This is a genomic window from Synechococcus sp. MIT S9452, assembly GCF_047304245.1.
Lineage (GTDB): Bacteria > Cyanobacteriota > Cyanobacteriia > PCC-6307 > Cyanobiaceae > RCC307.
In genome coordinates this window covers 1,353,416-1,374,930 of record NZ_CP138956.1, presented here as the reverse complement: position 1 = coordinate 1,374,930, position 21,515 = coordinate 1,353,416, and the positions used below count along the sequence as shown (strand labels likewise).

25 protein-coding genes are annotated in these 21,515 nt (G+C 56.6%); 12 read left to right on the top strand and 13 right to left on the bottom strand.

From position 1 onward, the window contains the following. Positions 1 to 65: 65 nt before the first annotated feature. From SIB46_RS07350 to SIB46_RS07340, 3 genes are all read left to right on the top strand, one after another. Positions 66 to 1,571 carry an oligosaccharide flippase family protein gene (locus tag SIB46_RS07350; RefSeq protein ID WP_413295519.1) on the top strand — a complete coding sequence of 502 codons (1,506 nt, stop codon included), beginning with the start codon at positions 66 to 68 and terminating at the stop codon, positions 1,569 to 1,571. A gap of 90 nt (positions 1,572 to 1,661) precedes the next feature. Next, on the top strand, positions 1,662 to 2,933 hold the full coding sequence (locus SIB46_RS07345; protein WP_413295518.1) for a glycosyltransferase family 2 protein: 1,272 nt from the start codon (positions 1,662 to 1,664) through the stop codon (positions 2,931 to 2,933). 121 nt (positions 2,934 to 3,054) lie between these two features. Then, complete coding sequence (locus SIB46_RS07340) at positions 3,055 to 3,828, top strand: TylF/MycF/NovP-related O-methyltransferase (protein WP_413295517.1); 774 nt, start codon at positions 3,055 to 3,057, stop codon at positions 3,826 to 3,828. 45 nt (positions 3,829 to 3,873) lie between these two features. On the opposite strand, the gene SIB46_RS07335 is transcribed toward SIB46_RS07340, so the two are convergent. From SIB46_RS07335 to SIB46_RS07310, 6 genes are all read right to left on the bottom strand, one after another. Further along, entirely contained in the window at positions 3,874 to 4,074 is a 201-nt protein-coding gene (locus tag SIB46_RS07335; protein WP_011934625.1) for a photosystem II reaction center protein J, read from the bottom strand. 10 nt (positions 4,075 to 4,084) lie between these two features. After that, positions 4,085 to 4,204 carry a photosystem II reaction center protein L gene (locus tag SIB46_RS07330; protein WP_011934626.1) on the bottom strand — a complete coding sequence of 40 codons (120 nt, stop codon included), beginning with the start codon at positions 4,202 to 4,204 and terminating at the stop codon, positions 4,085 to 4,087. An 11-nt stretch (positions 4,205 to 4,215) separates the two neighbouring features. Then, positions 4,216 to 4,353, bottom strand: a complete 138-nt coding sequence (gene psbF, locus SIB46_RS07325) for a cytochrome b559 subunit beta (protein WP_011934627.1) — start codon at positions 4,351 to 4,353, stop codon at positions 4,216 to 4,218. 6 nt (positions 4,354 to 4,359) lie between these two features. Further along, complete coding sequence (gene psbE, locus SIB46_RS07320; protein ID WP_011934628.1) at positions 4,360 to 4,611, bottom strand: cytochrome b559 subunit alpha; 252 nt, start codon at positions 4,609 to 4,611, stop codon at positions 4,360 to 4,362. Between the two features lie 70 nt (positions 4,612 to 4,681). Next, the gene (locus tag SIB46_RS07315; RefSeq protein WP_413295516.1) at positions 4,682 to 5,677 is read right to left on the bottom strand and encodes a photosynthesis system II assembly factor Ycf48; all 996 of its coding nucleotides are present in this window, start codon (positions 5,675 to 5,677) and stop codon (positions 4,682 to 4,684) included. Beyond that, positions 5,674 to 6,063 (bottom strand): rubredoxin, encoded by a 390-nt coding sequence (locus tag SIB46_RS07310; protein ID WP_413295515.1) that lies wholly within the window; start codon positions 6,061 to 6,063, stop codon positions 5,674 to 5,676. The genes SIB46_RS07315 and SIB46_RS07310 overlap by 4 nt, the downstream gene beginning before the upstream one ends. Before the next feature lie 95 nt (positions 6,064 to 6,158). Here SIB46_RS07310 and SIB46_RS07305 point away from each other — a divergent pair, with 95 nt between their 5' ends. The 3 genes from SIB46_RS07305 to SIB46_RS07295 are packed head-to-tail and all read left to right on the top strand — an operon-like array spanning position 6,159 to position 7,783. Beyond that, positions 6,159 to 6,521, top strand: a complete 363-nt coding sequence (locus SIB46_RS07305; RefSeq protein WP_011934631.1) for an NAD(P)H-quinone oxidoreductase subunit 3 — start codon at positions 6,159 to 6,161, stop codon at positions 6,519 to 6,521. A 6-nt stretch (positions 6,522 to 6,527) separates the two neighbouring features. After that, the gene (locus SIB46_RS07300) at positions 6,528 to 7,256 is read left to right on the top strand and encodes an NADH dehydrogenase subunit K (protein ID WP_413295514.1); all 729 of its coding nucleotides are present in this window, start codon (positions 6,528 to 6,530) and stop codon (positions 7,254 to 7,256) included. Then, entirely contained in the window at positions 7,253 to 7,783 is a 531-nt protein-coding gene (locus tag SIB46_RS07295) for an NAD(P)H-quinone oxidoreductase subunit J (RefSeq protein ID WP_413295513.1), read from the top strand. Before SIB46_RS07300 ends, SIB46_RS07295 begins: the two co-directional genes overlap by 4 nt. On the opposite strand, the gene SIB46_RS07290 is transcribed toward SIB46_RS07295, so the two are convergent. Then, positions 7,784 to 9,175, bottom strand: a complete 1,392-nt coding sequence (locus SIB46_RS07290) for a gluconeogenesis factor YvcK family protein (RefSeq protein WP_413295512.1) — start codon at positions 9,173 to 9,175, stop codon at positions 7,784 to 7,786. Between the two features lie 70 nt (positions 9,176 to 9,245). Between SIB46_RS07290 and SIB46_RS07285 the strand changes: the two genes are divergently transcribed. Both SIB46_RS07285 and SIB46_RS07280 read left to right on the top strand, forming a co-directional pair. Further along, the gene (locus tag SIB46_RS07285) at positions 9,246 to 9,998 is read left to right on the top strand and encodes an ABC transporter ATP-binding protein (protein ID WP_413295511.1); all 753 of its coding nucleotides are present in this window, start codon (positions 9,246 to 9,248) and stop codon (positions 9,996 to 9,998) included. A gap of 7 nt (positions 9,999 to 10,005) precedes the next feature. Further along, the gene (locus tag SIB46_RS07280; RefSeq protein ID WP_413295510.1) at positions 10,006 to 10,881 is read left to right on the top strand and encodes an MlaD family protein; all 876 of its coding nucleotides are present in this window, start codon (positions 10,006 to 10,008) and stop codon (positions 10,879 to 10,881) included. Here SIB46_RS07280 and bchD read toward each other — a convergent pair whose 3' ends face one another. Further along, positions 10,882 to 12,843, bottom strand: a complete 1,962-nt coding sequence (gene bchD, locus SIB46_RS07275) for a magnesium chelatase ATPase subunit D (protein ID WP_413295508.1) — start codon at positions 12,841 to 12,843, stop codon at positions 10,882 to 10,884. It abuts the gene before it with no gap. An 18-nt stretch (positions 12,844 to 12,861) separates the two neighbouring features. Further along, positions 12,862 to 15,216, bottom strand: coding sequence for a UvrD-helicase domain-containing protein (locus SIB46_RS07270; RefSeq protein WP_413295507.1), 2,355 nt, complete (start codon positions 15,214 to 15,216; stop codon positions 12,862 to 12,864). 35 nt (positions 15,217 to 15,251) lie between these two features. Here SIB46_RS07270 and folK point away from each other — a divergent pair, with 35 nt between their 5' ends. Genes folK through SIB46_RS07255 form a run of 3 tightly spaced genes read left to right on the top strand, consistent with a single transcriptional unit; the run spans position 15,252 to position 17,782 of the window. Then, positions 15,252 to 15,782 (top strand): 2-amino-4-hydroxy-6-hydroxymethyldihydropteridine diphosphokinase, encoded by a 531-nt coding sequence (gene folK, locus SIB46_RS07265; RefSeq protein WP_413295506.1) that lies wholly within the window; start codon positions 15,252 to 15,254, stop codon positions 15,780 to 15,782. 33 nt (positions 15,783 to 15,815) lie between these two features. Continuing rightward, positions 15,816 to 16,379 (top strand): NUDIX hydrolase, encoded by a 564-nt coding sequence (locus tag SIB46_RS07260; protein WP_413295505.1) that lies wholly within the window; start codon positions 15,816 to 15,818, stop codon positions 16,377 to 16,379. After that, on the top strand, positions 16,379 to 17,782 hold the full coding sequence (locus tag SIB46_RS07255) for a cryptochrome/photolyase family protein (RefSeq protein ID WP_413295504.1): 1,404 nt from the start codon (positions 16,379 to 16,381) through the stop codon (positions 17,780 to 17,782). Before SIB46_RS07260 ends, SIB46_RS07255 begins: the two co-directional genes overlap by 1 nt. Here the strand turns inward: SIB46_RS07255 and SIB46_RS07250 are convergent, their stop codons facing one another. Beyond that, positions 17,783 to 18,058, bottom strand: coding sequence for a helix-turn-helix domain-containing protein (locus tag SIB46_RS07250; protein ID WP_413295503.1), 276 nt, complete (start codon positions 18,056 to 18,058; stop codon positions 17,783 to 17,785). 56 nt (positions 18,059 to 18,114) lie between these two features. Between SIB46_RS07250 and SIB46_RS07245 the strand changes: the two genes are divergently transcribed. After that, positions 18,115 to 19,026 (top strand): methylenetetrahydrofolate reductase, encoded by a 912-nt coding sequence (locus SIB46_RS07245; RefSeq protein ID WP_413295502.1) that lies wholly within the window; start codon positions 18,115 to 18,117, stop codon positions 19,024 to 19,026. On the opposite strand, the gene SIB46_RS07240 is transcribed toward SIB46_RS07245, so the two are convergent. The 3 genes from SIB46_RS07240 to SIB46_RS07230 are packed head-to-tail and all read right to left on the bottom strand — an operon-like array spanning position 18,991 to position 21,505. After that, positions 18,991 to 20,178 (bottom strand): sugar phosphate nucleotidyltransferase, encoded by a 1,188-nt coding sequence (locus SIB46_RS07240; protein WP_413295501.1) that lies wholly within the window; start codon positions 20,176 to 20,178, stop codon positions 18,991 to 18,993. The genes SIB46_RS07245 and SIB46_RS07240 overlap by 36 nt on opposite strands. 41 nt (positions 20,179 to 20,219) lie before the next feature. After that, positions 20,220 to 21,128, bottom strand: a complete 909-nt coding sequence (locus SIB46_RS07235; protein WP_413295500.1) for a segregation/condensation protein A — start codon at positions 21,126 to 21,128, stop codon at positions 20,220 to 20,222. Between the two features lie 23 nt (positions 21,129 to 21,151). Next, positions 21,152 to 21,505: a LapA family protein gene (locus SIB46_RS07230; protein ID WP_413295499.1), complete on the bottom strand. Its 354-nt coding sequence runs from the start codon at positions 21,503 to 21,505 to the stop codon at positions 21,152 to 21,154. Positions 21,506 to 21,515 lie beyond the last annotated feature (10 nt).

Genomic DNA, 21,515 nt, shown 5'->3' with positions numbered 1-21,515 from the left:
TTTATTCCTATTCTTTTTTCTATCACCAGCTCATCTCTAACTTACTGACCTTATCTTGAGATAAAGTGGCTTCTCGTCAACTAAGCATTACATCAAACTATCTGGCTACATTTTGGTCAGGCTTTGCATCTTTTATCTTTATCCCTCAGTATATTAGTCTTTTAGGGCTTGAGCAATTTGCTCTTGTTTCCCTATTCATTCTCTTTCAGTCCTGGCTACCCCTTTTGGACTTCGGAATAGGACAAACACTTACACGTGAAATATCCATATATCAATCCCGTGGCACATCACTATCTTCTGTCTGTCAGCTTATTAGATCATCTGAATACTTGTCTTTTTTCATTTCTCTTATCTTCCTTGTTGGTTTTCTTTTGTTATCCCCTTCTATTAATTCAATAATACTCAAGCCAGACACCTCACTAGCTCCTTCTAATGTTTTGTTAGCTTTGCAGCTGATGGGTGTATCTCTGTTTCTGAGATTCCTTGAGTCTGTGTATAGAAATGTTCTTTTAGGTGGCCAATTTTACCTTCAATCTAGTTCAATCCAATTCATCCGATCTACGCTTACATCTATTATTGTTGTCCCAGTTTTGTATTTCTTTGGGGCAAATCTCATAGTATTTTTTATCTGGCAGTTATTTGTTTCTCTATTTACACTCGTTGTTTCTCTTGTTTCAGTTTACCGCTTATTTTCGATCCCAATCTTACGCAACCAAGCCTCCTTGCAAAGTATCTCCCATCTCCGGCACTTTGCATCCTCGCTTGCTCTGATCAATATATTTGCATTGTTGTTGGTCCAATTTGACAAGATATTAATATTCCAGCTTTTGTCTCTTGATGATTTTGCTATATATTCAACTGCTGCATCCGTTGCAAGTTCTCTCACACTGTTCTTGTCTCCCTTGTCATCATTTTTCTATCCTATTTACTGTACTGATTACGGTTCCCGTGATTTCCGTTCTCTAACTTCAAATTTTCACTTGTCAGCCCAGCTTATTTCAGTTCTTGCTTGTACATCGTGTCTTTCTATATTTTTCTTCGCTAATCCCCTGCTTTCCGTTTGGTTAAATAATACCTCCGTTTCAATACCAGCCCTGCCTGTTTTGCAAGTTTTGGCTATAGCTATTTTAATTAATACCTTTGTAACTCCTATCTACCAACTACTTCTTGCCCTTGGTGTAACTACGCTCACTTTGTATATGACAGTAATTTTTTGCTTTCTCTTTTTCCCAATTGGTTACATCTCTATATCTTCATTGGGAACGCTTGGGGCTGCATATTCGTTTCTTTCCATGAATATTATGGCTTTCATTGTGTTGGCATCTGGAACATTTACCCGCCATCTTTCATCGGCATTTTCAAGTTGGATAATTTATGACATTTGTCTTCCTTTCTTCTCTGCTCTCCTTTTCCTCATACTAGTTGCCAAACCCCTTTTCTCTTACTTTATCTCATTAGATCTCAATCCTTTTTTCGCGTTTATTTTGATCTCACCCTTTACTCTTTTATGCACTGCCTGCTCTGCACCCAGAATACGTCTAATTATTTCACGACTAATCTCCAATGCATAATCCACCGCTATTCAGGCACTTTCCTGATTTACCTTCTTTATTGTCAAACTATCTCTAGAGCTGTCCTGCTATTATCGTCAAGACTTTCAATTGATTTTGGCTTCAGGTTTTTCGGTTGTAATCCCAACTCGTAATCGAGCTGATACTTTGGCTTACGCTGTTGAAAGCGTACTGAATCAGTCTTATTCTAACTTCGAAATTATTATATCTGATAATAATAGTAAGGACTCGACGCCTGATCTAGTCCGTTCCTTTGAAGATCCGCGTATTAAATATTTTCGCTCTAATCAAGATTTGCCTATGGTAAAGAGTTTTGAATTTGCCATCTCTCACGTTACAAGGGATTGGATGTGCCTTATAGGTGATGATGATGCCCTTCTTCCTGACGCCCTTAAAAAGGCAGCGCATATATTTACCACTACCAATCTTCCTGCTATTTGCACCCAAACCGCCATTTACTATTGGCCTGGTATTTTCCAGCTTGAACATGGTTTATTAGCCATATCTCTCCAGAATTCATTTGAAGTGCGTTCCACCTCAAAGATGATCCCGAATGTAATGAATGGATTATCACCTTATTGCGAGTTGCCAATGCTTTATACGGGGTCTTTTGTTCAAACTAGTATAGTTAATTCCCTTAAGGACTTGTCTCCACACTGTCTATTTTACCACTCTATGACACCTGATGTGTATTCATCACTTTCCATTAGTCATATTATTGATGCGTATGCATATACAACCGATATCTATGCCATAGCTGGTCTCTCCGGTAAAAGTAATGGTGCTAACTATATTCAGTCCGACGCTACCAAAAACTTATCTTCCATTACAAAGGATTTTTTCTCTGTCCCTGGCATTCAAAGTCACCCATCCCTTCCGTTGAATTCGAATTCTGTGCCCATTCAGTCAATGCATTTTTTTGTCTATGAAACATACCTCCAACTCCCAGCTTCTGTTAAGGCTTTGTCTGCTTATACCGCCGATCCAACTCGTCAGTTACAAATCATTTTAGCCAAATCTCGTCGATTTAATCGTGTTGAAACTCTTCAGATGGTTCATGCTTATTGTCATCTCCACTCTGTCTCGCCTTCTCGCATTATCAATCCACTAGTTTTACTCCTGAGACTTCGGTTTCGGCTCTCCCTTGCTTTCTCCCGTCTTGTAACACTTGGCTATCGCTTCCATGTAGGGCCAAGTTCCTCTAACGATATCAACAATATTCTTGACGCTGTCTCTCTCATTGGTTCCATTAGAGCCCTCCGTCCTTCGCCCCTACTGTGTTTTTTCTCTCAAATTAAACGTGTCTTTTTAATGTCCAGTAGTTCACGTGCTTTTATTTCAAATGTTCGTCAGCTGAGATGATCCGCCGCCTTACCGTAATCCTTTTTGCCTTTCTGCATCTCACTTGATCTGTTTTTATGCGCACTTCTTGCTTGACAAAACTTACATCCTCTCATAGTTTGTCTATTATTACTTTCCTGTGTTGATTCAATTCTTTCGCCGTTCTTTGCGTAAATTTGTTCATTTCCTCCCCCTATCTCTTCGTCAGGAGATCGGCTGTATCTTTGCTCTCCAACGCTGGGACTTTACTTATGCTTCCGACGGGCTACTCACTGTTCATAATTCAGACTTCCTTAGAGAAGCCTCTTTTTTAGATGCCTATACAACCGGCAAGGCTACTCATTCGTGGGGCCAGGATGACATAGCTTGGAGAGCACATGTTTGTTGTTGGGCTGCCTCCAGTGCACTCCGATTAGATGGTGACTTTGTTGAATGTGGAGTTAACCGCGGTGGCTTGAGCGCTACTGTCATGCGCTTTATTGATTTTGCCAATGTTGATAAAACCTTCTACCTTCTTGACACCTTCCAAGGTCTTGTTGAGCGATATAGCTCAGTAACTGAGCGAGAAAACCAGCTTCAGAGAGGTGGTTACCAGGATTGCCTGGAAGACGTCCGTTCAACTTTTAGTCAGTATGACAACGTCAAAATTGTTCCAGGCGCTGTCCCTGAAACGCTTCCGCTTGTATCTACAGACCGAATTGCTTACTTGTCCATAGACATGAACTGTGTAGAACCGGAAATTGCAGCTATTTCATATTTTTGGGACAAGCTTGTCCCCGGCGCCATTGTTGTTCTGGATGATTACGGTGTGGCTATGCACATTGCTCAAAAGTTGGCTTTTGATTCTTTCGCTAAACAGATGGGGACTTCAGTTCTCAGTCTTCCTACTGGACAAGGTTTGATCCTTAAAGTCTGAAATAGGTTCCCAATTCCTGTTGTTCCATGCCTCCGTAGCAATCGCTCATGCAGAGCCAACACCCACATAAGACCCATAAAAGAACAGGCCAACCACAAACATCACAGCCATGCCACCGGCTGTTGCGACTAGCCACAACGGTAGAGGACCTTCAGTCCAGCGGCTTTTCCACGGCACTGCTGGTGTGCCATCAGGATTGCGATCGGGTACCCGTCCGTCGGGAAGACCTGATTTCTTACCACTCATGACTTAAGCCTCAGTTGAAGAAGTAGCTGGAGAACAGAACGCCAGTGACAAACACCAGCAACAAACCCAGGTACAGGCTGGTGCGGTTCAGTTCAACTGGCAGGTTGTTGGGGTTGGGGTTGCGGTCCATGGTTTAGAGAATTAGCGACGAACGAACTGCATAGCCGCCAGAGCGCCCAAGAAAAACACCGTTGGGATGCCAAGGGCATGAAGCGATAGCCACCGGACCGTGAAGATCGGATAGTTCCGGGGTGTCGCGGGTGAAGGAGTGGAAGTCATGATGGATCAGTTTTTAAGACGCGTGTCCAGTTGTGACTTGCCCTCATAGCGCTGGCTCACCACTGGTGCTTTGACGTCAGCAGCTTGGAAGTAGCTGTCAGGACGAGGGGTCCCGAAGGCGTCGTAGGCCAGCCCTGTGCTGACGAAAAGGAACCCAGCTAGGAAGATCGCAGGCAGTGTCACTGCATGGATCACCCAGTAACGGATGCTCGTAATGATTTCGAAGAACGGACGTTCCCCGGTTGAGCCGGCGGCCATCTCAACTCCCAGTTCAGCTCGGTGATCCTAAGGGGTCAGGCCGGCTGCTTGAGGCTTCAGTAACAGAGTGTCAGCCCACCCAACGCAGGATGGCGCCTCGCTCTCCCAAGGCAAAGGCCTTATTGCCGCCTAGGAATACAAAGCGAGTGAAATTGCTTGGTGTGGCTGTGCCTACGGGGTCTTTTTCCCACTCTTTGCCGCCATCGGTGCTGACTAGAAGGGTCCCATTGCCGCCACCAGCCCAGATGTTGCCTTGGGGATCCCAAGCCATGTCGAGGTATCCATAGCCATTGGTGATCGGGATTACAGGTTTGCTCCACTCTTCGTAGTCGCCGCCTTCGGGGTTGAAGCGCAGTTGGGCCCCGCGGGTCACCATCCACATTTGTCCATCGGGCTGAAAGCCCATGCTTTGCAGCCTTTGGCTGCTCACCCGTTGGTGCACCTGCCAGTTTGACTGGCCTGGATCCCATGTGGAGAAGAAGTTGCCAAGGCTGCTGACGCTGACGTAACGACCGTCTTTGCCGCGCTCTAGATCGCGAACCGATCCAGCAGCATCAACCACTTCAGCCTGCCAAGTCTTGCCTGCATCACTGCTCTGGTAGATGGCACCAACGTTGGTGGCCAGTTCGGCTTTTTTCGGGCCCAGAGCCGTAATCAGGTAGGGGTCGCCGGGCAGCTTTGTATCGAGGAGCAGGCGGCTCCAGCTTTGACCTGCGTCATCGCTGTGTAGCAGCAGGCCGGGCTGGCCGGCGATCCAGCCCTCATCACCGTTGAAATCGATGCTGATCAAACGAAAGTTTTCATCAGCCGGCAAGTCAATCTCGCGTTCCTCCCAGGTTTCGCCGCCGTTGGTGGTTTCCATGACCAAGCGGTTGCTGCCCACCAAAAAACCGTGCGTTTTGTCGGTGAAGGCCACATCCAACGGATTGGATTCAATCCCCAGTTTTTGGGAGGTCCAGGGGCTGGCTGTTGCCATCGGCAGGCTGGTGGTGACACAACCGCCGAGGCCAAAGGTCAGGCCAACACACAGCAGTAGAGAGAGAAACGAGCGAATCACAGCGATCAACGCAGGGAGTACAGGGAAAGGAAGAAGGCGAAGGCCAGTGCAAAGCCACCAAAGATCAAGACATTTTTTTGGCCTGGCGTCAGCACATTCACGCCCAAGCCGAATTTGAGGTTTTCCTCAAACCCACTGGGCTTATCACGAGGGCCAATATCGCGGAATGCGGCCACTGGGCTGCGGCAGACCGGGCAGCGGAAGCTGACCACATCCAAGGCGCTGAAAGGTGTGCCGGCCTCAATGCCCACCTTTTTCACCCCTTCGGCGGGGTCGTAGACATAGCCGCAGCTGCGGCACTCAAAGCGGTGAGTGTCGGGATTTTCCGCTGGTTCAGTGTCCTCAACGGGTGCTTCGATCAGCACCTCCTCCGGCGTTGACGGTTCCTGCTCCATCGATGCAATCCCGTTGCGACGCCGAACTCTATCGAGCTTGAGCAGCTGTCAGTGCCAGACTGCCGCAAGTGATTTGAGTGGAGCGCCGCTCTCGCATGTTTGTCCTCCCCGGGTATGACGCCTTCCTGGGCTTTTTGTTGATCGCTGCTGCCGTACCAGTTTTGGCCTTGATCACCAATGCCGTGCTGGCGCCGCGCTCGCGTCAGGGTGAGCGCCGACTCACCTACGAATCAGGCATGGAGCCTGTGGGCGGAGCCTGGATTCAGTTCAATATTCGCTATTACATGTTTGCTCTGGTCTTCGTGATTTTCGACGTGGAGACCGTTTTCCTCTACCCCTGGGCTGTGGCGTTCCATCGCCTGGGCCTGCTGGCTTTCATCGAGGCGTTGGTGTTCATTGCCATCTTGGTGGTTGCCCTCGCCTATGCCTGGCGCAAGGGCGCTCTGGAGTGGAGCTGAATCGCTATGTCAGACACCTCGCTTGATTCCTTGCGCGATTTGCGCGCCGCCAGTTGCGGACCGGTTGGATCACCGGAGGTCACCAGTGATCTCTCTGAGAACGTCATCCTCACCAGCCTCGATGACCTCCACAACTGGGCGCGGCTCAGCAGCCTCTGGCCTCTGCTTTATGGCACGGCTTGCTGCTTCATTGAATTTGCGGCGCTGATCGGTTCCCGTTTTGATTTCGACCGTTTTGGCTTGGTTCCCAGGTCCAGTCCGCGGCAAGCGGATCTTTTGATCGTGGCTGGCACGGTCACCATGAAGATGGCCCCTGCTCTGGTCAGGCTGTATGAGCAGATGCCTGAACCCAAATACGTCATCGCCATGGGGGCCTGCACCATCACGGGCGGCATGTTCAGCGCCGATTCCACGACGGCCGTTCGTGGGGTCGACAAGCTCATCCCGGTTGATCTCTATTTGCCTGGCTGCCCGCCGCGTCCAGAGGCGATTTTTGACGCCGTGATCAAGTTGCGTAAAAAGGTTGGTGATGAGGCCATCGCCGAGCGGGGCAAGCTCCAGCAGACCCATCGCTACAGCACGGTTGAACACCGCATGACTGCCGTCGATCCGATTGTGGATGGCCGTTATCTGCGCGCCGAAACCCAACAAAAGGCATTGGCTGCAGCTGAAGCCGTCTCACCTCTGAATCTGGCTCCTGCAGAGCAACCCGAAACAACCCCCGCTAAATCATGAGCGAGACCCCCCCCTCAGCCAAGCAGGATCTACCGGAAGCACCCCAGGCTGGTCCTCTCTCCCAATGGCTCACGAGCCAAGGTTTTGATCACCAAGTTCTTGACAACGACCACCTGGGGATTGAGCGCCTGGGGGTTGAGCCCTTGGCATTGCCCCTGGTGGCTACAGCCTTGAAGTCCAAGGGTTTTGATTACCTGCAGGTTCAAGGCGGTTTTGACCAAGGCCCTGGAGAACCGCTGGTGAGCTTCTATCACCTGATTCAGGTGGGTGGCAGTGATGGCGCCTCGACGGCTGAAGTTCGCCTTGAGGTGAGTCTTGCCCGTGATGGAGATCTCACGGTTCCATCTCTCTACCCACTGTTTCGAGGGGCCGATTGGCAGGAGCGCGAAACCTTTGACCTCTTTGGAATTAACTACAGCGGTCATCCCCATCCCAAGCGGCTGCTGATGCCAGAAGACTGGGTTGGCTATCCGTTGAGGAAGGATTACGTCCAGCCTGATTTTTACGAGCTTCAGGACGCTTATTAACTAATCGTTCTGGCGTTTTGCCTTGGCTCGGTAGAAGCGCATCACGGCTAGGGCCAGGCTGCGCGAGTCATGGCGCAGGGTGCCTTTGAAATCGCGCCCTTGACTGCGTTGTTGAGGGCCTTGCATCGAGGCCAGCATCACCCGATACCCCTGCTCGTGTAGGCCATCGAGGTCACAGTCCACGGGTTCAGCACCTTTAGATCGGTAGTAATCCAATTCAGGTCCGGCGGGTAATGCGTCTTGGGCCAAGACCGAATCGAATAGCCGCTGCTGTATGCCAATGCTGGCCAGCTGCGATTCGATGGCGCGCAGGTGACCATTGACATCAAGGCCATCGGTTTCACCGGGCTGGGTCATCAAATTGCAGATGTACAGCCGTGGTGCATGGGAGCGGCCAATCGCTTCCACCAGTTCCGGCACTAGCAAGTTGGGCAGGAGCGATGTGTAAAGGCTGCCAGGGCCAAGCACGATCAGATCCGCGTTGGCAATTGCTTCTAAGGCTCTTGGCAGGGCGGCTGGCCGCGGCGGGGTGCAACCTAAGCGCACGATTGGACTTTGCGCTTCACCGATGTTCGATTCGCCTTCCAACCGCTCGCCGTTTTCTAATTCGGCCCAGAGACGCACATCAGCGCTGGTGGCTGGCACCACCTGGCCTTGGACCGCCAAAACTTTGCTGCTGGCGGTAATGGCTGTTTCTAGATTTCCGGTAATGGCCGTCAGGGCCGAGAGAAATAGGTTCCCGAAGCTGTGGCCTTCGAGTCCTCCTCCTGCGGTGAAGCGGTATTGAAACAGTCTTGTGAGTAAGGGCTCCTCTCTCGCAAGGGCTGCGAGGCAGTTGCGAATGTCGCCAGGTGGCTGCACACCCAGCTCCCGCCGCAACACACCACTGCTTCCGCCGTCATCAGCGACCGTGACGATGGCAGTGAGGTTGCCGCTGTAGCGCTTGAGGCCGCTTAGCAGCGTTGAAAGGCCGGTCCCGCCACCGATGGCAACGATGTTGGGTCCGCGATTCAACCGTCGTTGCGCCAGTAGGGCATCAACAAGAGCCGTGTCTTTTTGAGGGGCAAGTGCGCGTTGAATCGAGCCAAAACTCCGGCTTTGGCCCAGCAAGACCAAGCCAATCCCAACCAGCAAAACGAGCGGGCCGGTGAACTCTCGGCCAGCGCCTGCCAACACCCGAAGCAGGTCGTCAATCGTGGTGAGGGTCCAATAGATCGGCTTGAGATCAGCCCAAATGGCAGCTCCCAGAAGGGCTAAGACAAAGCCAAGGGCTGAGGTTAGAACCCAGCGTTTGACAACAAGACCTGGCTGCAACCACTGCACCGCTCTTCGGGAGCGATCAACGAGCTCACCGCGGCGGGATCCAGTTTGATCTCCAGCACGCTGACGCATGGCGCTGGCCGAGGCAGCATCAAAACGGCACTGTAAAGAGATGGACCAGGTCTGTCCCCCTGTCGTTCAAATGCGTGGCCTGAGTTTGCTGCGCGGCAATCGCCCGATCCTCGATGGGATTGATCTGCGTCTTGAAGCTGGTCAAAGCCTGGCGGTGGTGGGCCCATCGGGTGCGGGCAAAACCACCATCCTGCGCTTGCTGGCTGGGTTGGAAATGCCCAGTGCTGGTGAGCTGCATTTGTTTGGCCGCCGCCAGGACTACCTGCGCCTGGATCAAGAGTTGCCTCCTGATGTGCGTTTGGTTTCGCAAAACCCTGCGCTGTTGGGTTCGTTATCCGTGCTGCACAACGTTGGCTTTCTGCTGTATCGCAGCGGTCTGCTGAGTGAAGCTGAGATCAAAGAGCGGGTGGCCCGCTGTTTGGAAGCGGTTGGTTTGGCCGGTACAGAGGATTTGATGCCTGCAGAGCTTTCCGGCGGTATGCAGAAGCGGGTGAGCTTTGCCAGGGCGATGATCGATGATCCGGCTGGTTCAGCGAATCCTCTGTTGCTGTTCGACGAGCCCACGGCTGGACTTGATCCGGTGGCCTCAACTCGTATTGAGGATTTGATGGTGACGACGACACGCCTGAGTCGAGGCACGTCCGTTGTCGTGAGCCATGTCCTGAGCACGATTGAGCGTTCGGCCGAGCAGGTGGTGTTGCTGTATGACGGCAAATTGCGCTGGCAGGGGTCGGTGGAGGCTTTCCGCTGCTCGGATAATCCTTATGTCGTTCAGTTCAGAACGGCTAGCCTGACTGGACCGATGCAGCCCCAGGAGCTGTAACCAGCTGATGCGCCGCAGTGTTCGCGAGGCCACCATCGGGTTTTCTTTGCTGGCTGCGTTGGTCGGTGGATTAGGCCTTTGGTTTTGGCTCACAGGAGTTGTCTTCGGGCAGAAGACCTATTCGATTCGTTTGCGTTTCCAAGATGCTGCTGGCTTGGCGCCTCAAAGCGTCGTTACCTATCAAGGCGTTCCTGTTGGCTCAGTTCATTCGGTAACCCCTGAGGCGGGTTGGGTTGCGGTGGAAGCCAAGATCAACGACCGCAGCTTGAAGCTCTATCGCCCTATCACGGCTCAAATCCGTAGTGGTTCGCTCTTGGGCGGTGACCCTCAAGTTGCCTTAGACACCCAAGCCACGATCCCTGCCTCAGATACCTCCGGCGGACCCACCAGTAGCACCTGCAACCCAACGCGCATCGTTTGTGAAGGCGGATTGATCAAAGGAGAAGCTACCCCCAGCCTCACCACGGTCATGGGCCTGATGGAGAAGCTGCTGACTCAAGCCGAGCAAGACAAACTGATTAGCAAAGGGGCTACGACCTTCACTGCTTTAACGACTCTTGCAGAGAGTGCAGAAGGTCTTGTTGGTGAGCTCCAAGACGCTGTTGAAAATGCTGGTCCTGTCATTGACAACTTGAATTCAGCCACGGCTCACGCCAGCAATGTGTTGGGTGCTCTGGACAACCCCACGTCGCTCAATGAGTTGAAAAAAACAGTCAGCAACGCGGAGCAGCTCACACGCCGCATCGATGTGATTAGTGCTGATATCCAGCAGCTCACCTCAGACCCCAATGTCATCAACGGCTTCCGCAGCGTCAGCATTGGTTTGGGCAAGTTTTTTGATGAGCTCTATCCATCGATCAAGCCTGAAACCACTGAGGATTGATCATCGGTTCAGTGCTTCGAGGGCAATAGACGCAATTGCTTGGTCGCTGGCTTTCGGCAGCTGCACGTAGCGGCCAGCTGCTGCGGCAGCGAGTTCTTTGCCCATGCCGCTGCCGATGAACTTGCGTTCAGTGTCGATCACCAGCAACTGCAAGCCCAATTGCGCGTAGCGGCTGGCCACCTCCTTGAGCTCTTGTTTGAGATCAACAGGGGGCTCCCCTTCAATCTCGGGTTGGCCCAATGAGCGGCCGAGCGGCACATTGCCGCGGCCGTCGGTGATGGCGACCACCACCACTTGCGATAGCTCGCCGGTTTGCAGCGCGTTGTTCCCCACCCGCGCCGCCTGGGCCAGGCCATGGGCCAGGGGGCTGCCGCCGCCGCAGGCCATGGTTTCCAAACGCCGTTTGGCAGCTGTGATCGAACGCGTGGGAGGCAACAGCACTTCGGCTTGCTCGCCGCGGAAGGGAATCAAGGCCACTTCATCGCGGTTTTCATAGGCCTCAGTGAGCAGCCGCAGAACAGCTCCCTTGGCGCTCTGCATGCGGTTCAGCGCCATCGAGCCGCTGGCATCCACCAGGAAGATCACCAGGGCGCCTGCTTTGCGTTGCAACTGCTTCGCGCGCAGATCGCCGTCTTGAACAATCACCTTCCGGTGGGGTTCGCGCGCGCGGCGAGCCTTTTGGTAGGGAGCGGCTGCGCGGAGGGTGGCGTCGACGGCAATACGGCGAACGGGTCCGCGGGGAAGCACCGGCCGCACATACCGGCCGCGGTTTTCGCTCAACACAATGCCGCGCGAGCCGCTGCTGGCTGCACGGTTTTTGGCGCTTTGGAACTGCAGCAGCTCCGGATCGATTGCGGTGGCTTCCGCATCGAGCATGAACTCCTCCGGCACGCTCGGGGGCGTGTCGTCTTCCGGCTCATCAGGTTCGGGAGGATCGGGCTCTTCGTCTTCTTGGTTGTCCTCACTCTCTGGAGGGTCCGGTTGCTCTTCGTTGTCGCCCGGTGGCGGCGGTGGTGGTGGCGGCGGTTGTTGCTGATCATCTGGAGGAGGCATCAACTTGGCCCGTGGTGCGATCACCAGCCGCACCGCCAGTTGCAGGTCTTCGGCCTCCACTTGATCGCGGCCTTGCAAGGCGGCATGGGCTCGGGCCACGCGCAGCGCATAGAGCTCAGCGCGATGACCTTCCACGCCACCGCGCAGCGCCTCATTCACCAAGTAGGCGATTTGCTCACGGCTGATTTGCACATCGGGGAGCCATTGGCGCGCCAGCAGCAGCTGCGTGGCGAGGGCATCGGTTTCTTCTTGGAATTGGGCCCGGAACGCCTCAGCGTTTTCGCCGTAGGCAATCGCGGCTTCCGCAATGCTGACCCGCGAGGCACTATCGATGCTCTGATCAGCCGATAGGGCAATCGCGAAGCGATCCAGCAGATGATCGCGAACAGCGCCTTCTTCTGGGTTGTAGGTGGCAATCAGCAGCGGCCTGCAGGGGTGGGCCACGCTCAGTCCTTCGCGCTCCACCTGGTTGGTGCCCGAGCCCACGGCTGCCAACACCAGGTTCAAGGCATTGGCATCCAGCAGGTTGAGCTCATCGATGTAGAGCACCCCTCGGTGGGCTTCTGCCAGGAGCCCGGGTTGAAACACGGTTCGCCCTTCTGAGAGCGAGCGGGTGACATCGACTGCGCCCACCAGCCGGTCTTCGGTAACCCCCAGTGGAATCTGCACAAACGGTGCAGGGATCACCTTGCTGGGGTTGGTCCCATCCGGTTCTTCGTTCCAGCTGCCTTCAAGAATTTCAATCGCTGGCAGCAGGGCGTGCAGGCCCCGGGCCAGCACGGATTTGCCTGTGCCTCGTCCACCAGCAATCACCACACCTCCCAGGCCGGGGTCAATGGCCGCCAATAGAAGCGCCAGCTTCAGCGTTGGGTGGCCGGTGACGGCAGCGAGGGGAAAAACAGGAAGCATGGCGGCCAATATTGCAGCTCAAGCGGGTTCGATCGGGGCCAGGCGTGGATCCAGGATCTTGGATCCCATGCCGATGAACTTCACGGCGATGGAGATTTTCTCGCCGCTGCCAAAGGTGTGGGTTACCTCTCCTTCCCCAAAATTGGCGTGGATCACTTTCTCTCCCACACTCCAGCTGCGGGCGGCACTCACCCGCTTTTTGGGTTCAGCCTCAGGCCGGTCCACGCGCGTGAGCCGCTCGAGCCGCTGTTCCCTGCGCAGGGCGGCACCACCACTGCGGGGGATATCGCCTTGCACCAACGCTTCGGGCAGTTCAGCCAAAAAGATCGATGGCACTGCTGGTTCGCGCATGCCGCCCCAGAGACGCCGTTCGCTGGCATGGGAGAGGAACAAACGCTCCTTGGCCCTGGTGATGCCCACGTAGCAAAGCCGCCGCTCCTCCTCCAGTGAGGCGGGATCATCCAGGGAGCGGTAGCTGGGGAAGAGTCCTTGCTCCAATCCCACCAGGCACACCACGGGGAACTCCAGCCCTTTGCTGCTGTGCAGGGTCATCAAGGTGACGCGATCAGCCGCGGTGTCTTTGCTGTCGGCATCGCTGGCTAAGGCCGCAGAAGCCAGGAACCCCTCGAGGTCGCCCTCTTCGTTTTCTTCTTGGTACTGCAGGGCCGCATTCACCAACTCCTGCAGGTTGCGCCGGCGCTCTTCGGCTTCATCAGTGGCTTCAGTGATCAGTTCCCTGAGGTAGCCGCTCTTTTCGAGCACCTGCTGGATCAGTTCTGATGGCGGAGCGACTTGGGCCTGTTCCCTGAGGCCGTTGATGAGTTCGCAGAACTGCAGCAGGCCTTTGGCTGAGCGCCCGCCCAGAGAGCGCACAGCCTCGGCATCGCTCACCACATCCCAAAGCGGAATGGCCAGTTGGTTGGCGGCGTCGTTGAGCCGTTGGATGGTTGTCTTGCCGATGCCGCGCCGCGGCACATTGATCACCCGCAGCAGGCTGACGCTGTCAGCAGGGTTGATCAGCAGCCGCAGGTAGGCGAGTACATCTTTGATTTCGCGCCGGTCGTAGAAGCGCAGGCCCCCCACCACCACATAGGGAATCCGCCAGCGCACCAGGGATTCCTCGATGGCCCTGGATTGGGCATTGGTGCGATAGAGCACCGCCATGTCTCCCCAGCTCAGCTCCGGGTGGGCGGCATCGAGCATGCGCATCCGGTGCACCACGGCTTCGGCTTCAGCGATCTCGTCATCGCAGCGGGTGAGTGAGATCAGCTCACCTTCGCCGCGGGTGGGGCGCAACACCTTGTCGATCCGCTCGCTGTTGTTGGCGATCAGGGCGTTAGCGGCCTCAAGGATCGTGGCGGTGGAGCGGTAGTTCTCCTCCAGCTTCACCATCGTGCGTGTGGCGTCATCGGCGGCTTGATCGCCGAAGTCCTGCTGGAAGCCCATCAGGATCGTGAAATCAGCCGCGCGGAAGCTGTAGATGCTCTGGTCGGCATCACCGACCACAAAGACCGAGCGGCCGCTCCACTCGTTGTAGAGCTTGGGGTCTTGGCCGCCTGTCACCAGCAGCTTGATGAGGTCGTATTGGGTGCGGTTGGTGTCTTGGTATTCATCCACCAGCACGTGGCGGAAGCGCCGGTGCCAGTAGCTGCGGACCTGCTCGTTCTGCTGGAGCAGCTGCACCGGCAGCAGCAGCAGGTCATCGAAATCAAGGGCGTTGTTGGCGGCTAGGGCTTTGCGGTAGCGCCGGTAGACATCGGCGGTGAGCTTGCCCCGCTGGCCTTCGGAATTGGCTTCGAGTTGATCAGGCAGCCACCCCTGGTTTTTGGCGTTGCTGATCGCCCAGCGAATCTTTTTGGGTTCAACCCGTTTGGGGTCGAGTTGCAGCTCCTGGGTCACGATCTCTTTGACCAGGCTCTGGGCATCAGCCTCGTCGTAGATCGAGAACTGCTTGGTCCAGCAGAGGCCCTCGGGATCTTTGAACTTGTCGATGTCGAAGCGCAGCAAGCGCGAGAACAGGGCGTGGAAGGTGCCGATCCACAACTCCTTGATCACTTCGCGTTCAATGCGAGAGCGCAGTTGCCGCTGCTCCACCGCCGGCAGGGTGCCCCACGGCTGGCCGAATTGGCTCTGAGCCAGCTTTTGGGCCAACAGTAGTTGCAGCCGCTCTTTCATCTCCCGCGCGGCCTTGTTGGTGAAGGTCACCGCCAGGATCTGGGCCGGATCAGCCCCGTGCTCGCCAATCAGGTGAGCGATGCGGTGCGTGAGTGCGCGCGTCTTGCCGCTGCCGGCGCCAGCCACCACCAGCAGAGGTCCTTCGTGGTGATCCACCGCCCGGCGTTGGGCGTCATTGAGGCCGGCGAGGAAGCTCATGCAGCGAGACTATCGATCTCTCGCAGCTGCCAGTGATGCCGTTGTGCCGCAAAACCAGTGCGGTGGCGTTGGGCAGCAACCTGGGTGATTCGCTGGCGCTGCTCTCGGCCGCTGCCCAGGCCTTGCAGCAGTTGGCCATGCCAGGTTCGTTTCGCTGCTCACCGCTGTTTCGCACCGCTCCGGTGGGCGGGCCAGCCGATCAGCCCGACTTCATCAATGCTGTGGTGCTGCTGGATTGGCAGGACAGCCCTGAACAATTGCTGGAGCAGTTGCAGCAACTGGAGAGCGCCGCAGGACGGCAGCGCTTGATCGCCAATGGCCCTCGCTCCTTGGATCTCGATTTGCTCTGGTGCGGCCATGAGCAACGCAGCAGTGCCTTCCTCGAGCTGCCCCACCCCCGCTTGGCCCAGCGGCGTTTTGTGTTGCAGCCCCTGGCGGCGCTGGATCCAACCTTGGTGCCGCCAGGCCAGGCCCTCAGTGTGGCCGCCTTGTTGGCACAGGTTGAGCAACGGGGCGAGGAGCCGCCGCCAGAGCAGCTTCGATCCCCCCACAACTGGCCTGCTTAAGCCGGCAGACTGAACTCCGAATTTGGAGCCGCTGTGTCTCCTTTGCCTGCGCCAGAGCCCTCTGAGCTGCTCGACACCGTGGCCACCCTGGCGGTGCGAAAGCTGCGCATGGAGATCCAGCACCTGCGCTTACCCACCGGTGTGGAAGGTAACTACGGCTGCATACGCCACCCAGGGGCGTCGTTGGCTGTGCCGGTGTTGGCCGATGGACGCGTGGTGGTGTTGCGCCAATACCGCTTTGCCGTGCAGCGTCGCATCCTCGAATTTCCAGCGGGCACATTGGAGCCCAATGAACAGCCCCAGCCAGCGATGGAGCGGGAGCTGCAGGAAGAAGCTGGCTACAGCGCCAGCCAGTGGGATTCCCTGGGCTTGTTGCTGCCGTGCCCTGGGTATTCCGATGAGGTGATCCACCTGTTCTTGGCCCGTCAGCTCACACCCGTTCCAGCGCCGGTGGCTGGTGATGACGATGAAGATATTGAGGTGGTGCTGATGCAGCCCAAGGAGCTCGATGCGGCGCTTGCCAGTGGCGATGAAGCGCTTGATGGCAAATCGGTCACGGCTTGGTACCGGGCCAAACAGCTTCTGGGGTTGGGTTGATGGCCCCCTGGCTGTTCTGGCATCGCCGTGATCTCCGCCTGGCCGACAACCTCGGCCTTGCTGCGGTTAGCGCCATTACGCCTGAGGTGATTGGCGTTTTTGTGCTGGATCCAGTCGAGCTGGAGCACCCGACCATGGCGCCCGCGCGCCGGTGGTTTTTGCTCGAAAGCCTGCGCGAGCTGCAGCAGCGCTGGCAGCAGGCCGGCAGCCAACTGCTGCTGCTAGAGGGCAACGCGATTGAGCTGTTGCCCCGCTTGGCCCAGCAACTCCAAGCGGCTGGTGTGGCTTGGAACCGGGATGTGGAGCCCTTGGTGCGCCAGCGCGATCGAGAGCTGGCCACGGTGCTGAAAGCCATCGGTGTGCGCGTTGCCGCTGATTGGGATCAGTTGCTGGTGCCGCCGGAGCAGCTCAAGACCGGCGGTGGTGATCCCTACCGGGTGTATGGCCCCTATTGGCGCAGTTGGGAGAAGCAGCTCAAAGCCAAGCCTGTGCCGGCGCCATCTGGGCTGAAGGATTTGCCTCAGATGGATCTCAGCGGCTTGCCTGTGCTGGATCAGGTGCCTGTTGAGGCTTGGGAAGGGGCTGATCTGTGCCCATGCCGCCCTGGTGAATCAGCAGCACTTGAGCAGCTGGAGCAGTTTTCGGCCCGCGCCATGGAGCATTACGGCGAAGGTCGCAATTTGCCGGGAGATGAGGGCACTTCGACTCTCAGTGCTGCTCTGCGGGCCGGCAGCCTCAGCCCGCGCACCGCTTGGGCCGCCAGTTTGGAAGTGCTGTCGCATTGCCGCAGTGATGAGCAGCGTCAGTCGGTGACGGTGTGGCAGCAGGAATTGGCTTGGCGCGAGTTTTACCAGCAGGCTCTGTTCCATTTCCCGGAATTGGCTGATGGCCCTTACCGGCCCCAATGGCGCCAGTTCCCCTGGGAAGACGACCCCTTGCGGCTGAAGGCTTGGCAAGACGGGCTCACCGGTGTGCCGATCGTGGATGCCGCGATGCGGCAGTTGGTGCAAACCGGCTTCATGCACAACCGTTGCCGCATGATCGTGGCCTCATTCCTGGTTAAAGACTTGATTTGTGACTGGCGTCACGGAGAGGCCTTTTTTATGGCCCATGAAGTGGATGGCGATCTGGCGGCCAACAATGGTGGCTGGCAGTGGAGCGCCAGCAGTGGCATGGACCCCAAGCCGCTGCGGATTTTCAATCCCTTCACCCAGGCCAGCAAATTTGATCCAGATGCCAACTACATCCGCCGCTGGTTGCCGGAGCTGGCTCACATCAACACCAAAGATCTGATCACGGGCGATATCGGTGCACTGGAGCGACGCGGCTACCCCGAGCCGATCGTGAACCACAAGCAACAGCAGGCGCGTTTTAAGGCGTTGTATGCGGCACTGCCCCGTTAATTAGCCCTCGGGCAATGTGCAGCAGTTAAAGCCGTCTTTGCAGATCTTGCCGTTGGAGAGCGCCCAATTCACCAGGGCAACTCGATTGCGTGAACCGGTCTTGGTGAAGATGTTGCTGACGTGGTTATCCACCGTGCGTTTGCTGATCGACAGACGCAAAGCAATCTCTTGGTTGGTGAGCTCTGCGGCCACCAATTCAATGATCTCAAGCTCGCGCTCCGAGAGATGGATCTTGGCTTGGTAGCTTCCGCTGTTCCTCGGGCCCGGAAGCACCATCTCGCAGCCGCCCTTAATCCTTTCGCCAGTGTAGGCAGCCTGGGAAGATGAGCCCCATGCGGAACCTGTCAGCTTCATCCCTCGCAAAGGCTTTGGCCTCCGGCCAGCCGGTGATCACCGCTGAAATCACCCCTCCTGTGGGTGGAGATCCCAGTCATGCACTGGAGATGGCCGAGGGTCTGCGCGGCCAGGTCCAGGCCTTCAACGTCACCGATGGCAGCCGCGCCGTGATGGGTATGAGCAGCTTGGCGCTCTGCCGTTTGCTGCTGGAGCGCGGCCTTGAGCCGATTCTTCAGCTCGGCTGCCGGGACCGCAATCGCATTGCTTTGCAGGCTGATCTGCTGGGAGCCCATGCCTTGGGCATCCGTAACGTGCTGTGCCTCACTGGTGATCCGGTGAAAGCGGGCAACCAGCCCGAGGCCAGGGCCGTGTTTGATTTGGAGTCGGTGCGCTTGCTGCGTCAGGTGCAGCAGCTCAATGGTGGGATCGGCCCTGGCGGCAAGCCCTTGGCTGATGGGGCGCCGGCTTTGTTCCCTGGTGCGGCAGCTGACCCGCAATCGGCGAGTTGGAGCGGACTGAAAAGCCGCACGCGCCGTAAAGCCGAAGCGGGGGCTCGCTTTGTGCAGACGCAGATGGTGATGGATGCCGCCGCGCTGCAGCGCTTTTGCAGCGAGATCGCTGCTCCTTTGAATGTACCTGTTTTGGCTGGAGTGTTCCTGCTCAAATCAGCCAAGAACGCCGCCTTCATCAATCGCGTTGTGCCAGGTGCTCAGATTCCGCAGCAGCTGATTGATCGACTCGCTGCCGCTGAGAATCCCCGTTTGGAGGGCATCCGCATTGCTGCCGAGCAGGTGCAGACCTACAGCGCCATCGCTGCCGGCGTGCATCTGATGGCGGTGAAAGCCGAAGAGAGCTTGCCCCAGGTGCTGGAGCTAGCTGGCCTCCCCAAGGTTGTTGCCCAGGTCTGAACCCAAGAGCTCGGCCAAGGCTTTTTGCTCGGGTGATGGCTCCACCAGATCCAACCGGCGCGCATCGGTGATCAGCCAGTCGAGGGAGGCTTCCTGTACATCGAGGTGATCGCCGGTCTTGTCGACGCAATAGCGGCCAAACACCAACTTCTCTGCCAGCGTCACCCCCGCGCCGATGCGGGAGTAGTCAAAGATGATCGAGTTATCGATCGTTGCGCCTGCGCAGATGTGGCAGCTCGGGCCAATCATGGCCGGGCCAACGATGGTGGCTCCATCTTCGATTTTGGTCATCCCGCCCACGTAGACGGGGCCCTCCACGTTGATCTTGTCCCAGTTGGCGGCCACATTCAGGCCGGTGTAAATGCCTGGGCGCACTTGCTTGCCGGGAATCGAAACCTGGCGAATATCGCCCTGCAGCACTGATCGAATCGCGTGCCAGTAGTCAGGCACTTTGCCGATATCCACCCACTCGAAATCCATCGGGAGGGCATAGAAGGGAAGACCTTCATCCACCAGCTTGGGGAACAGTTGGGAGCCGATGTCGTAAGAGACACCGTCGGGGATGTGTTCAAAAATCTCCGGTTCAAACAGATAGATACCGGTGTTGATCTCATCGCTGAGCGCCTCTTCCACGCCCGGCTTTTCTTGGAAGGCTTTGACCCGGCCCTCGTCGTCGGTCACCACCACGCCATAGCTGCTGACCTTCTCTTTGGGCACCCGTTTGGTGATAATCGTTGCTAGCGCTCCGCTCTGGCGGTGCTTGCGAACGGCTTCGCTGAGGTTGAGGTCGATCAGTGCATCGCCGCAGAGCACGACGAAGGTGTCATCAAAGAACTTCTGGAAGTTCTGAATCTTCTTGAGTCCACCCGCTGATCCGAGGGCATCACCAATCAGCTCACCATCTTCAATGCGGCCTTCAAAGCTGTAGGCGATCTCAACACCAAAGCGCTGGCCGTCTCGGAAGTAGTTCTCAATCTCTTCAGCGAGGTGGGAAACATTCACCATCACCTCGGTGAAGCCGTGCTGGCGCAGCAGCTCCAGCAGAAACTCCATCACTGGCTTCTGCAGGATGGGAATCATTGGTTTGGGAATCGTGTGGGTGATCGGCTGCACCCGGGTTCCCTTACCTGCCGCCAGGATCATGGCCTTCATGGCGGTTCCCCACTCAACCGGGGCAGCGTATCAAGGGTTTTTTAAGCCGCTTTCAATTCGCTAGCCGGCAGAGGAGCTGACCCAGCTGGAACAAAGTGCAGTACGCCTTGGCGCTGCTGATCCTCATCGCTGGGCCGCACCCGCAATTGCAGGGGGCCAAATAGATCACGCTCGTCTTGCTGCAGATCCACGCGCCCCTGACTGCAGAGAAACAGAAGCGCCCAGAACACCCCAACCCGGTCTTGATCGAGATCCTCTGGAGCCACGGCGGCCCAGGCGGCCACCAAACCATCGAACTGCTGCCATTCCCAGCCCACATCCCAGCTGCTGAGGAATTGGCTCAGGGCTGCAGTGGTTTCAGGCAACTTCTCGCGGTGCGCCAGAGAGGCCACTTGGGCAATGGCTTCGCGGTCGCTGTAGCGCTTGCGCCGCTGCTTGGGTTGGCGGCCGCCCTCCTGCTCCAGCCGTTCGCCAATGTCTTCCAGTTGGCGGATCAATTCCCCCAAGGTGACGGGACGCTGCAGTGGCGGCGGGGCCACGGTGCGGCGTTGCAGCAATTTTTCCGGCCGGGAGGGCAGGGCGCGCAGGGCTGGCCAGTCGCCATCGTCTTCAGCGAGCTGCTCCAGCAGCAGGTCGACGTGATCGTCGTCGACTTCCGCGGCCTGGAAGGTGCTGGCTTCTAAGTGCTCTGCTTTGAGCGACACCAGCACAGAGGCCGCCAAAAAGGCCTCACTGCTTTCGGCCAGGTCTTGCTCGTAGCTGCCGCCAGCCGAGGCGATCAGGCGAGGCAGTTCCAGTTTTTGGCGCAATTGATCGAGAAAGCCGTCAACGACGGCGATCACATCCACATCCCAGGGTTCGATCTCGCCTCGCTCAGCGGCGTCTTGGAGCAGCCGAATGGCTAAGCGTGTCCCACTGTCCCCGGCCTGGATCACAAGCTTTGCGGGCATGCAGTGGGCTGAAGTTAACGGGGTTAACTAGCTTCAGCTACCCCTGAGCTGCTTTCGCCAGAAGCGGGCAGCAGGCTGAGTTGGGCATCCATGGCGGCGCGGTAACGCTCCACGTCTTGCTGCAGTTCTTGGATTTGCACCTGTTGGGCCTGGCTCTGTTCGCCCGCAGTGATGTTGCGGGTGACCCCAGTCCAAACGGCAAACACCCAGGCGGCGGTGGCGCCTACGCCACCCACAATCAGTAGCAGCACCGCCAGAGGCATGGTGGTGCTCATCCCAGGCAAAAAGCGCACGGTCGTGGCCGCGGTGTTCTCCAGGGTGAACATCACCATCGCCAGGCCGAACACGAAGATCAGCACAAAATTGATCTGGGGCATGGTTCTGACA